Origin of the sequence: Fictibacillus gelatini DSM 15865, assembly GCF_000430745.1 — a bacterium.
GTDB classification, from domain to species: Bacteria; Bacillota; Bacilli; order Bacillales; family Fictibacillaceae; genus Fictibacillus_A; species Fictibacillus_A gelatini.
Map to the genome: position 1 here is coordinate 34,845 of NZ_AUMP01000021.1, position 12,022 is coordinate 46,866.

General features: G+C 39.2%; 13 protein-coding genes and 1 riboswitch. Of the genes, 9 read left to right on the forward strand and 4 right to left on the reverse strand.

Features of this window, described 5'->3' with window-relative positions:
• The first annotated feature begins 65 nt into the window (after window positions 1-65).
• Window positions 66-830: a hypothetical protein gene (locus tag H538_RS0111945; protein WP_026677798.1), complete on the forward strand. Its 765-nt coding sequence runs from the start codon at window positions 66-68 to the stop codon at window positions 828-830.
• A 51-nt stretch (window positions 831-881) separates the two neighbouring features.
• Here the strand turns inward: H538_RS0111945 and H538_RS26115 are convergent, their stop codons facing one another.
• Together H538_RS26115 and H538_RS0111955 are read right to left on the reverse strand one after the other, a co-directional pair.
• A complete protein-coding gene (locus tag H538_RS26115; protein WP_154657969.1) occupies window positions 882-1,028 on the reverse strand; it encodes a hypothetical protein in 147 nt (48 codons plus the stop codon).
• A 101-nt stretch (window positions 1,029-1,129) separates the two neighbouring features.
• On the reverse strand, window positions 1,130-2,440 hold the full coding sequence (locus H538_RS0111955) for a murein hydrolase activator EnvC family protein (RefSeq protein WP_026677799.1): 1,311 nt from the start codon (window positions 2,438-2,440) through the stop codon (window positions 1,130-1,132).
• A 256-nt stretch (window positions 2,441-2,696) separates the two neighbouring features.
• Here H538_RS0111955 and H538_RS0111960 point away from each other — a divergent pair, with 256 nt between their 5' ends.
• The 7 genes from H538_RS0111960 (at window position 2,697) to H538_RS0111990 (ending at window position 9,089) form a co-directional block, all read left to right on the forward strand.
• Window positions 2,697-3,761, forward strand: coding sequence for a M42 family metallopeptidase (locus tag H538_RS0111960; protein ID WP_026677800.1), 1,065 nt, complete (start codon window positions 2,697-2,699; stop codon window positions 3,759-3,761).
• Between the two features lie 140 nt (window positions 3,762-3,901).
• Window positions 3,902-4,777 (forward strand): alpha/beta fold hydrolase, encoded by an 876-nt coding sequence (locus tag H538_RS0111965; RefSeq protein ID WP_026677801.1) that lies wholly within the window; start codon window positions 3,902-3,904, stop codon window positions 4,775-4,777.
• Window positions 4,778-4,875: 98 nt separating this feature from the next.
• Window positions 4,876-5,457 (forward strand): sigma-70 family RNA polymerase sigma factor, encoded by a 582-nt coding sequence (locus H538_RS23740; protein ID WP_154657971.1) that lies wholly within the window; start codon window positions 4,876-4,878, stop codon window positions 5,455-5,457.
• The gene (locus H538_RS0111975) at window positions 5,442-6,131 is read left to right on the forward strand and encodes a hypothetical protein (RefSeq protein ID WP_026677802.1); all 690 of its coding nucleotides are present in this window, start codon (window positions 5,442-5,444) and stop codon (window positions 6,129-6,131) included. Before H538_RS23740 ends, H538_RS0111975 begins: the two co-directional genes overlap by 16 nt.
• 226 nt (window positions 6,132-6,357) lie before the next feature.
• A complete protein-coding gene (locus tag H538_RS0111980; RefSeq protein ID WP_026677803.1) occupies window positions 6,358-7,062 on the forward strand; it encodes an ABC transporter ATP-binding protein in 705 nt (234 codons plus the stop codon).
• A complete protein-coding gene (locus H538_RS0111985; protein ID WP_026677804.1) occupies window positions 7,046-8,350 on the forward strand; it encodes an ABC transporter permease in 1,305 nt (434 codons plus the stop codon). Before H538_RS0111980 ends, H538_RS0111985 begins: the two co-directional genes overlap by 17 nt.
• A 157-nt stretch (window positions 8,351-8,507) precedes the next feature.
• Window positions 8,508-9,089, forward strand: a complete 582-nt coding sequence (locus H538_RS0111990; protein WP_026677805.1) for a superoxide dismutase family protein — start codon at window positions 8,508-8,510, stop codon at window positions 9,087-9,089.
• A 32-nt stretch (window positions 9,090-9,121) separates the two neighbouring features.
• Here the strand turns inward: H538_RS0111990 and H538_RS0111995 are convergent, their stop codons facing one another.
• Window positions 9,122-9,931 carry a metallophosphoesterase gene (locus H538_RS0111995; RefSeq protein ID WP_026677806.1) on the reverse strand — a complete coding sequence of 270 codons (810 nt, stop codon included), beginning with the start codon at window positions 9,929-9,931 and terminating at the stop codon, window positions 9,122-9,124.
• A gap of 60 nt (window positions 9,932-9,991) precedes the next feature.
• Entirely contained in the window at window positions 9,992-10,567 is a 576-nt protein-coding gene (locus H538_RS0112000; RefSeq protein ID WP_026677807.1) for a YkoP family protein, read from the reverse strand.
• A gap of 132 nt (window positions 10,568-10,699) precedes the next feature.
• Between H538_RS0112000 and H538_RS0112005 the strand changes: the two genes are divergently transcribed.
• The gene (locus H538_RS0112005) at window positions 10,700-11,824 is read left to right on the forward strand and encodes an MGDG synthase family glycosyltransferase (protein ID WP_026677808.1); all 1,125 of its coding nucleotides are present in this window, start codon (window positions 10,700-10,702) and stop codon (window positions 11,822-11,824) included.
• A gap of 52 nt (window positions 11,825-11,876) precedes the next feature.
• Window positions 11,877-11,978: riboswitch (purine riboswitch) on the forward strand.
• Window positions 11,979-12,022 lie beyond the last annotated feature (44 nt).

Here is a 12,022-nt window from a genome sequence, read left to right on the forward strand (position 1 = left end):
TTCTCACCTCTCACCTCTAGAAGTCATATGATAAAGAAGCACGCGCAAAGAAGAGGTGGGGAGAATTGATCTATGTAAATGGCATGCCTGTGAATGCCTCAATGATTGAGCATATAAAGCAGCTTGATCAACAAGAAAAACAGATTGCAATGAAATTGATCAACAGCAGGGAAGAATTTGTGTATCAAACTGTCAGGCAACTAACGTTTGAAACCAAATTTAGAAAAAACATTGTGGCCGCCTGCTATGCACTAAAAAAAAGCAATCCTGGTTTTGCGTCATTCAGTACGGCAAGATGCAATCCGGCTTATTGGTTATTAACGAGATACGGAGGTTTTTTACTAAGACCGGATGTCACTCCGAGTGCTGCTATTAATGATATTTACATTAATGGGAAATTATATGCATTTGAATGTACAACCGGAATTATGATTCTACTATATAAAGGTGTGCTTGATACAATTGGTGAAGTGAAATTTAACCAGCTTTTTAGAGGATTGTTATTGTGGAGCACAGAACATGATGAAGACCTGCAGCTTGTAGCCGTCCAGGGTGATTCAATGCCCGGTGATGTCCTTTATATAAAAAATCCCGAGTTTCATCCGTTAACCCCTCAATGGCAAGGAGAAAACATTATCGATTTAGGTAATGGAACGTATTTTGGCCACGGAATTGGCATCGGAACACTCGAAAGCATTATTGAAATTTTAAATCAAAGAAGAAGACCGGGTGCGACCGTTTCTGCTTTTTTAACGAATCAAATCATCCGCCCGAATTACAGGTTGATGGCAGAATATACGGGTCACCCGATACGGAGATTGTTAGCGTAACGTACGATAAAGAAAAGACGTTTGCCGATGGCCGGCAAACGTCTTTCATACTTATATACCTTCTCCTTGCATATTTTGCAGGGCGTTTGTTTCTTCACCCTCTTTTTCCCACGCAACGAGCACGACATTTAACTCATTTTCCAGCTGTTTAATTTTTGTTTTTTGCAGTTCATTTAATTGGGCCAGTGTAAAACTCATCTGGAGGTCACCTTCCTTTTCCTTACCAGTTTGCCCAGGTTTATGCGATACATTCTTAATAGAAAAACACACTTTGGCAAAGCGCCAAAGTGTGATTCAGATTAATTAATATATTGCATTGGATTTACCGCGTTTGATTTTTGATAATTCCACTCGCCTTTATGGATTTCAAAGTGTAAATGTTGTCCGGTTGACCAGCCAGTGCTTCCCATATAGCCGATGACCTGACCCTGATGAACGGTCTGACCGTTAGACACTTGACGGCTTCTCATGTGCGCATAAACGGTTGTGTATAATTGCCCATCAATGTAATGAGAAATGAATACACAATTTCCGTAGCTTGATGATTTGTAAGAACGAATGACCGTTCCGTCAGCTGCAGCAACAATTGGAACCGTTCCCGGTGCAGCAATATCAACCCCGGGATGGAAACCAGAGTATTCTCCGCTTCTAGAGCCAAAGCCGGATGTAAAGGCGCCTGCAGCCGGTTTAATAAACATACCATGTCCGCTCGGCGTTGGGGCCGGTGTAGGTTCCGGGCTGCTTGAACTGTGAGAGCTTGAAGAACTTGAGTGACCGGAAGATGCCGGTTTGGAAGCTTGCGCCGCTTTTGCCTGTGCTGCTTTTGCAGCCGCCGCTTCTCTTGCTTTTCTAGCTGCTTCTTCTTTTTTAGCACGTTCGATTTCTGCTTTAACCGCTTCTTCCTGAGCTGCTAAAATCGCATCTCTTTCTTTCAAATCTTTCATTTCAGCATCAATATGATCTTCTTTTTTCTTTAACTTTTTGACGATATTCTTTTTATCCGCTTTTTGTTTATTTAAATCTGATTTAAGAGCATTCAATTCATTTAGTTTTGCATTTAATGAAGCTAATTTAGATTCAACCCGGACTTTTTTCTCTTCGACATTTTTCTTATCTTCTCTTTGCTCTTTTAAAATATTTTCATCCGATTGGGCAATCACGTTTAATGAAACCATGCGGTCGATGAAATCTCCGAAGCTTTTAGAACCAAGAATTACGTCTAAATAGCCGGTAGACCCGCCGCTTTCATACATGGAGCGAACCCTTTCCTTTAAAATGGCATCGCGCTCTTTAATCCGTTTTTCCAGTACTTTGATTTCTTTTTGCAACTTTTCAATTTCGGACTTCGTTTTTGAAATGGCTTGCTTCTTCGATTCAATTTCATTTTCAGTTGTCGCCAGTTTCTCATTAATTTGGCTTAAATCGTTCAACAGATCTTTCTGTTGCTCTTTTACTTTGCTCATTTCCTTGTTTTTCTTTGCCTTTTTTGCCGCATTTTCCGCTTGCTTCTTATGTATGTCACTTAATGATTCCGCATGAGCCGTAGTATATGTAAATGCTCCGAATCCCAGACTGAGAGATAGTGCTGTAATCGCAATCTTTCGTTTCAAAACTAATACTCCCCTTCTCTTAATCTCATTATCACAAAGGTTATTATACCACTGAAAAATCGTTTGTTTCTCTGTCATTACTATTACAATTATATTTCAAAATGTTACAAAAGCCGATAATGCTAGACAAAAAATGCAAGCAAAGTGGCTTTTATTTGTCTGTTAAGTGCATATGATAGCCTGTGAAACAGGCAATATGCTATAGTTGAATTGAAGTTCAGAAAATTCGGGATAATAGAATGATAGAATGGGTGTGATTGGGAAAATGGATCAAACGCTGAAAATGTTTAAAGAGCTGACAGAGGCACATGGTGTCCCGGGAAATGAGCGTGAAGTAAGAAAAGTAATGGAAAAATACATCATTCCATTTGCTGACTCTATTCAATATGATCATCTTGGAAGTTTGATTGCCGAGCAAAAAGGAACATCTGAAGGGCCGCGGATTATGGTTGCAGGTCATTTAGATGAAATCGGATTTATGGTAACAAAAATTACCGAAGAAGGATTTTTGAGAATTGAACCACTTGGTTTCTGGTGGACGCAAAATATGATGGCCCAGAAAGTTAAAGTCATTACGAGGCAGAAAGAAGTAAAGGGGATTATCGGATTTAAATTTCCGGAAACAAACCGGGAGAAAACTGTAGAAATGAAAGATATGTTTATCGATATAGGAGCGGAAAGCAAAGAACAAGCAGTCGAATATGGAGTTAGACCGGGCGATATGGTTATTCCTGATACAGAATTGACGCAGTTGGAAAATCCAAAATTGTTAGTGGCCAAAGCGTGGGATAATCGCATTGGTTGTTCTATTACAATCGAATTGCTAAAACAATTAAAGGAAACGGAGCATCCAAATACTGTATTTGGGGTTGGGACGGTGCAAGAGGAAATCGGATGTCGAGGTGCCAAAACATCAACAGAAGCTGTTGCCCCTGATGTAATGTTTGCGGTAGATGTAACGATTGCGAATGATGTACCGGGAGATAAGTCAACATCAAAAATGGGTAAAGGCCCGGTCATCTTCATTAAAGATTCCTATCATATTCCTCATAAAGGACTGCTTGATTTTGTAATTGAAACAGCTGAAGAAGAACAAATCCCTTATCAATTGGATGCTGTTAGCGGCGGAACGGATGCCGGTGCTGCGCAATATTTTGGGAGGGGGGTCCCTTCCATTGCGATTACCGTCCCGACCCGTTATATTCATAGCCACACAGGACTATTAAACCGTGATGATTTTGAAAATGCGGTAGCGTTAATAAAATCATGTATACGCAAAATGGACAGCACCTGGCTGAAAAATTTACACGACAATCAGTAAAAGAAAAATTCACCACTAAGTAGGCGTACTCGACTTGATCCACTTGATTAAAGTCGAGTTTTTTATTCCAAAAAAAGCATAGTATTTCCAGTAACTGTGTTACATAATAGGAGGGAACACACTGAAAGGGATGACAAAGGTTGAAAAAAATAGCCGTAGTAGGATTACTCTTCATTTGCATTTTGTCGGGCTGCAGTGAAAAACAAATAAGCTCTTATGCGTCGGATCGCAGGATAAGCTTTCCGGAAATGATGAAGATGGAAGAGAAAATGGTCGATATTAAAGGGCAAACTCTTTATTTTAAAAAAATTGGCAATGGCAAGTACCCGCTCCTTATGCTGCATGGTTTCGGTGGTTCTTCCGATGGGTTTAAAGCCGTTTATCCAGCGCTATCGAAACAATTTACAATTGTTTCGGTCGATCTATTAGGGTTCGGCAGATCATCTAAACCGATGAATTTTTATTATTCGTTCCAAACGCATGCCAACCTTTACTACAAGTTAATGAAAAAACTCGGGTATACAAAATTTGCCGTACTCGGCCATTCGATGGGAGGGGAAATTGCCCTTAATCTAAGTTACCTTTACCCCGGGGCCGTGAGCCACCTTGTATTAATTGATGCACCGGGTGTAGAATCCCTGACAGCGGGCATGCCAGGTAAAAAGCCAATATTTAATGATTCGCTGTCCAACGTTTCTGAAGTAATGGCGTACAATGAACGATTGGTGAAAAACAACCGCAACGATCATCGTCACTATAAAGAGATATACAAACAGCGGCCGAGACGTTTGCGGATTGCAGCAAAAGAAATGACATTGCCGACGTTAATTGTCTGGGGACGAAAAGACAGGGCCGTTCCGGTTGCTAGTGGCGAGCAATATCACCGTCTTTTGAAAAATAGCGAATTTCATATCATTGAAAAAGGGTATCATGCTCCATTTCGCCAATACCCTGAAGAGTTTATGGGCATTGTTAACACATTTTTTCGTAAATATCCCACTAATCAACTTCAGTAAATGGGAAGCCTGCATATTGTAATGCGGGCTTAGAAAATTTTTTGAATAATAATTCAAATCCGAATCGTCAATAGTAGTTGAAAAGGGGGAGGGTTGTAGTGAGGGGAAAGAGAATGGCCATGCCTGCCGGAAAAGAGAAATGGATCTACTATCAATCACGGGAAGAAATACTGCATCAATTAATGGACATGTATGAGCAAAGCGTCATTCGCCTTGCTTATACGTATGTGCGGGATCGAAGAGCTGCGGAAGATATCGCCCAGGAGGTATTTGTCCGTTGTTATATGCATATTGACGGATTCCGCCATGAAGCCTCATTAAAAACATGGGTGTTTACGATAACCGCCAATCTTTGTAAAGATTATTTAAGAAGCGGCTGGAAAAAGTACATAAATGTCGTTGACCTTATGGTAAAGTTGAAAAAATCCGATCCATCCACACCCGAACTGAAAGTTGTGCAAAAAAGCGAACAGGAAGAATTGATAAACGGCGTATTTACATTGCCGATCAAATACCGTGAAGTCATCATCCTGCATTATTATCAAGATTTGTCGATTAAAGAAATGGAGGAAGTTTTACAGAAAAAAGAAGCAACCATTCGGACACGCTTGCAACGGGCAAGGGAAATGCTTAAAGGGAAGCTCCAGCAGAAAGGGGTGAAAGGATGGAGCGACAATTAAAAGATTTACCCCATCTTTTAAACGAAGGAGAACTAAAGCATGTAACGTTTACCGAAGAAGGCCGCCGCAATGTGTTTCGAAAAATTCATCGGATGAATGCCCGCAAAAAGCCCTCCTTTTTTTCTAAGTTTCTCCATCAAGGGCTTACCTTTATCGTGTGTGGTTTGTTGCTCTTTTTTATCCTTCAAGTAGCTGGCGGAAAAGTCGAAGAGAAACGTGATGGTAAAGAGCGGACTAAAGAAAATCAGGTGAGAGCCATCCCTTATGTGAATTTAGCCATTTTGACAAGTGTTCAAAAACAGATGATGGCAGGGAAAAAAGTCAACGATCTATATGGTTACCAATCGGGTGAAACATTGAACATTGCTTTCGTTTTTGCGAAACATGTGAGCAAACAAGAAAAACATAAAATTGCAGAAACAGTATTAAAAAAAATATCCCACCTGATGCTTGATGAACCGTATAATAAACAGAATGGCCTGGGCGGGCTATGGAACAAGCTGCATGTGACCATTCAGGTTGGCATAAGTGATGATTCAATCGATTATCCTTACCATTGGCCTTATTTTAAAACCGAGGGCGTTAAAATGACATGGGATAAGAAAATTAGATGGGGATCGTTTGATGAAGAAGATGTAGAGCAGGGAGTAAAGAAGTCTGGAAGTAAGTATTGAGCTCTCTCTGCCCATTATTTTTATTGTTTCAATGTGATATAGCCATCTGTAATGGAGCGGGATTCATTTTCCCGCTCCGATTTTTTTTAAGAAAGATTTAAGAATTTTTGAACGGTCTTGTTAAGAATCATTCGCTAACATTACATGGAACCGGTTGACAATTTTGAGTTCTGTTTGTATTATGTGTACTATACATCATAATACACATTAGATAAGGAGGATTATCTTGATAGAAGTGAAAAATTTATCACACAGCTTTAATCTGGGAAAGAAAGAGAGGAAACGAGTTGTTCCAGTCTTACATACGATTAATCTTCAAGTAAAGAAAGGAGAAATTGTTGCCATAGTTGGGCGAAGCGGTTCAGGCAAATCGACATTGCTTAATTTGATCAGCGGGTACATGAAACCGGTAAAAGGAGAAATTATCATTAATGGAACAAATGTTACGCACTTTAGCGAAGGGCAATGGGCTGATTTTCGCCTGATGCATTTAGGATTTATATTTCAAAGCTTCCAATTGATCCAGAGCATGACAGCTTATGAAAATGTAGAATTACCCCTCGTGTTAAAGGGCGCAAACGAACAAGAACGGAAACAACAAACGGAGGCTATGTTGAAAAAAGTAGGATTAGAAGAATACGGCGGACATTACCCCTCGGAATTATCGGGAGGACAGCAGCAACGCGTCAGCATTGCACGTGCGTTAGTTGTTAACCCTCCCATCATTCTTGCAGACGAACCGACGGGAAGTCTTGACAGCGAAAATGAACAGTCTCTCCTTACCTTTATTCAAGAATTGAATCAAGAGCTTGGTATCACTTTTTTAATCATTACCCATGATGAAGAGGTGGCATCTATTGCTCATAGAAAGATAGAAATTAAGGATGGAAGTCTGCTAGAAGGGAGAGTTTTTCATGAGATTCAAGGATAAATATCGGTTCGTTCGGGCGAATATGAAGAAAAACAAAATGCGGATATTTATGACCGTATTAGCAGCAACAATAGGCTGTTCGTTTTTAATCGTTCTTGCCTCTGTCGGATTTGGCCTGCATCAGTATATAGCGAATGATATTATGAGCCGCAAGCTAGTTAATCAAATTGAAGTCCATAGTGAAAAAGGACCTTTAACGGAAAAGGATGTTAAGAAACTAGAAACATTAAAAGGAATTAAGGCGGTTACAACAAAAAACTATAGCGAAGCAAGTAAAATCTCTTTTCGTAATTACGAAGGGGATCTGCCTGTAGTGTCGGTAAATATGGAACAAGAAAAGAAAGCGGGCTTTGAATTAAGTGAGGGAAGGCTGCCGAAATCTGAAAATGAAATCGTTGTCGGGTATAGTAGCAGTCAAGCTTTTATAAAAAAAGGAGTAAACAAAGAGGATTCCGGATTGACCGAGAAAGAGGTTAAAGAAAAGCTTGAAGAAAATCGGTATAGAGGTAAGTTGCTTGGAAAAACGGTTCAATTAGAAGTGCAGAAGAGAGATGGCAAAAAAGTGAAAAAAATTCCGCTGACGATCGTTGGTATCGGTAAGAAGCCGAAGAAAGCATGGATCGACGATCGTTCTGTCTACATTTCCGAAACCGTCCTTCATACAATTAATCGTTATATCGGTGAACGTCAGCAGGAAAAAAAGCAAGAAGGCTCTACCCGGACGTATGATGAAGTTAATGTATATACGAAATCAATGGATGATGTCAAAACGTTTACGGAAAAGATAAACGATTTGGGATATCAAACGTATTCGGTATACAGTGAATTGAAAGAAGTGAACCTTATATTTATGATCATTAAAGTCGGCTTAATTTTCGTTGGAACGATTGCCGTACTCATTGCTTCTATCGGTATTTTTAACACGATGACGATGGCCGTTACGGAACGCGCCCAGGATATTGGCATTATGAAGGCGATCGGAGCACATCCTCAAACGATTAAACGTATTTTCTTAATGGAGTCCAGTTTTATCGGATTGCTTGGAGCACTTCTTGGAACGTTAATTGCTTATATTATCAGTTTTGCGGTGAACTTGATTTTACCGATTGTGATTAAGCAGTTTACAGGGGAAAATGTCCCGGGCGACCTTTCTTTCTCTTATATTCCGTTGTCTTTAACGTTAATTGCTACTGTCATTTGCATTGTCGTAACGCTCATTTCTGGTTGGCGACCCGCCAGAAAAGCGACACAGGTAGATGTACTACAAGCGCTGCGTCGTGATGTTTAGAAAGGGGGATTCTTTAGAAATTTAAGATAAACGGAAAATCGTGGAACAAGAACTTGAAACAAACAATTTAGGCAAATCATGTTTGAAACCTCCCTTTATTGGCGGACACTACAAGTGGATGCTTAAATCCAAAGAGAAAAAAAGGGAGGTTTTTCAATTGAAAAAATGGATGACGATGTCGATGTCGTTTGTTTTGGCGGCGGTACTTACGGCATGTGCCGATCATGACCATGCCAAACAACAGACGAATCACAAGCAAAAAGCTCAGGTTGTTTCAAAAATGGAGAGAGCGAAAACAGTTAAAGTCAACCTGGTCAATGCGGAAGGTAAATCAGCAGGATATGCGACACTTATGCAAGTCGTTGATGGAGTAAAGGTAAGAGTGTACGCTTCTGGCCTCGCTCCGGGAAAGCATGGGATTCACTTTCATGAAAAAGCGATTTGCAAAGCCCCAACCTTTAAGTCAGCAGGAGCGCATTTTAATCCATACGGGAAACACCACGGCTTTTTAAACCCGAAAGGACCGCATGTCGGAGACCTTGAAAATATCATTGCGGATCAAAAAGGACGTGCAAGAGCGGAATTTATTACCGGATTAGTAACACTTGAAAAAGGCAAGCCAAACTCGCTTTTGGATGCTGATGGATCGGCATTGGTCATTCATGCAAAAGCGGATGATTATCGAAGTGATCCAGCGGGTAATGCAGGCGATCGCGTGATGTGTGGAATGCTAAAATAAAATGGTGTGAGGATTTTTCCTCACACCATTTTTTATGAAAGTTGATGCAACGTAATTTCGGGACGGCTGCCGATCCGAATATTGACACCAGTTTGCCCTAACCCTTCACTAATATAAAAAGGTTTTCCTTTATGATAATGAAGCCCTTTGATCATATTCATGCCGACTAGCTTGCCCATTTTCTTAAGATGATAAGGTTTTGGCCAATGAATCTGTCCTCCATGGAAATGTCCTGATAGAAGGTAGTCAAAATGGAAGTTATCCATCTCCAATACGACATTAGGATCATGTGTTAATACAAGGTTATATCCTTCTTTGACCCCTTCAAACGATTGGGCTAAATTACTCCGGTTTGTGCTATAGTCATCAATTCCAATAATGTTTAATAGATTGCCTTCAATTTCGATTGTTACATTCTCGTTTTGCAATGTGCGGCAACCGTTAGATTCAAGTGTTTCTTTCAATCTATCAAAATGCTCCCCTTTTAACACATAATCATGATTCCCAAAAACAGCGAACGTTCCATGGGTAGGATTGATTTTTTGCAATACTTGAAGATACGGAACGAGCTTAGGAATGCTTCTTTTGCGATCAAGAAAATCACCAGTTAAAGCAATTATATCAATAGTGTCATGGCGTATTTGTTCATATAATTCAGCAGGGGAAACAGAAATATTTTCAAGATGAATATCAGAAAGGTGCAAAACCGTTAATTTAGAAATGGAATCCTTTTTGTCCGGGGTTTCGAGTGAAATGGTGTTAACTTCAACTTTTTTTGTGTTTTTATTTGCTTTATATAAAATCATTAATAAAACGAAAAATAAAAGAACATACCAGATCATAAAAAATATCCCCTCCCATTTACAGTATAGTGAATGAGAGGGTGGTAAACCAATAGGCGATTACTGGGAGTTTCCAGTTGGTCTATAATATTTATTAAGTAGCTGATCTTTTGACATTACTAAGTAGATAGGTGAATGTTTATGGAAATTTTTTATAGAAAAATGCGAGGTAGACAGCAAGAAAATAGGCAGCTGTGTAATAAATTTGAACCATTTATAGATCCGGCTAACAGGGGAAAAACATTCAAACCCAAGAGCACGAAATCCTTTGTTAATCATTGTGATTCCAATAATCCCCTTTATTTCTTTTTCTAATGAATGATTATTTATATATTTCGCTAATTCTGGCATGGAATCATAAATGAGTTTATGAATTAATTTTCCTTTGCTTAAAGGGTTGGAGAGCAATTTAATTTCTTTTAATAAACGGGCATTATGCAAATGAATTTTTATGAGCAGGTCATTTTTAACGATCCTTGAACCGTCGGATAGAATCACGTCTCTTCCTTTATATTTTGTAAGCCTGACCCTGAAAATGTTCTTTTTTTCCTGATCAATATACGTTAATCGTGTAAGGACAAAATAAATCGGGTCTAAGAGGCTCCAAATGGATAAAAAGTAAAGTCTGACGTTCATATTTTCTTTCATTCCCCCTTTCTTGTTTTAGGATATCTAAAAACAAATCGTTGTATTGATGGAAAAGAAAGGATGAAACGGCTTCCTGGAAAAGTACCATACTAAAGGAAAAAACAAGGGAGACTATTTTATATGAAAAAGGTTTTGTTTTTGCCTTTTTTGCAAATTTCATCAGGACACCATCAAGTCGCGAATGCATTAATAGCAAATATAAAGAAAATAGATCCTTCCATTCAATGTAAAAAAGTCGATATATTAACTTATACATTTGGGAATTTAGAATCTTTAATATCAGGGGCTTATTTGCGCTGGATTAATTTAGCCCCGGGTTTATACAGCTGGCTTTATAAAAAATCGGTTTATGAACAGTTAGATAAAAACAAACGTTTTTTCTTCTATGAATGCCTTTTTTTAAAAAGCATGTTTAACTTAATACGCGAAGAGCAACCGGATTTAGTTATTTGCAGTCATTCACTTCCGTCCTATTTGCTCAATCGCCTAAAACTAAATGGAAGAATTAATGTTCCGGTTATAAATGCCTACACGGACTTTTTTATTCATCACATATGGGGGATTTCAGCGATTGAATACCACTTTGTTCCGAACGGAGCGTTAAAAAAATGGCTAATGCAAAAAGGGGTGGACGAGAAACGGATTTGGGTGACCGGAATTCCTGTCCATCCGGAAATTGAACGTCGCGAAAGCATGTTCCAGCATAAAAAGAAGTACAATGTTTTAGTGACTGGTGGAAGTCTCGGAGTTGGGCCGATGGACACGCTTTTGAATACTCCGTTTCAAATGAACCGATTGCATTATTATGTATTGTGCGGAAAAAACGAAAAGTTATATTATCGTATTAAAAAACTAAATAGAGAGACTGTGACGCCTTTGCCTTATATCTCTTCGAGAGCAGAAATGAATACATTGTACGATAAAATGGACGCCGTTCTTTCTAAACCCGGAGGCGTGACCGTAAGCGAATGCATCATGAAACGATTACCTTTTTTTATTTATCACGCGCTTCCAGGGCAGGAAGAATTGAATATGGACTATTTAACAAAGGCTGGCATTGCTTTTCGTTTACCGGAATGGAAAATGAAACAACACGAAAATAGGCTTCTCTCATTTTTAGATTGTCCTACGAAAAAAGAAGAGTACATCAATGCCATTCGCCGCTGCTTCTCAGAAAGAATAGATCTATCTTCTTCTTTAAAAATGGTGCTGCAGTCATGTGTATCGGGTGATGGAAAAATGTGAATATAGGAAATTTCCATTTAAGGCTTTTCTTCTATGTAAAAGTAAAGTATAATGTGCCTATCTTCATAGAACTCGTATAATCGCAGGAATAAGGCCTGCAAGTTTCTACCGGATTACCGTAAATAATCCGACTACGGGTGACGCAAAATATAGAACGGTTAGAGCAGCTTTTTGCCCTGGCACTAGTTCTTTTTTCTT

Excerpts from the sequence above, each read along its gene's own strand:
- H538_RS26115 (WP_154657969.1), bottom strand. The coding sequence starts at position 1,028 with ATGAGTTTTACACTGGCCCAATTAAATGAACTGCAAAAAACAAAAATT.
- H538_RS0111975 (WP_026677802.1), top strand. The coding sequence starts at position 5,442 with ATGGAGCGACAATTAAAAGATTTACCCCATCTTTTAAACGAAGGAGAA.
- H538_RS0111985 (WP_026677804.1), top strand. The coding sequence starts at position 7,046 with ATGAGATTCAAGGATAAATATCGGTTCGTTCGGGCGAATATGAAGAAA.
- H538_RS0111995 (WP_026677806.1), bottom strand. The coding sequence starts at position 9,931 with ATGATCTGGTATGTTCTTTTATTTTTCGTTTTATTAATGATTTTATAT.
- H538_RS0112000 (WP_026677807.1), bottom strand. The coding sequence starts at position 10,567 with ATGAACGTCAGACTTTACTTTTTATCCATTTGGAGCCTCTTAGACCCG.
- H538_RS0112005 (WP_026677808.1), top strand. The coding sequence starts at position 10,700 with ATGAAAAAGGTTTTGTTTTTGCCTTTTTTGCAAATTTCATCAGGACAC.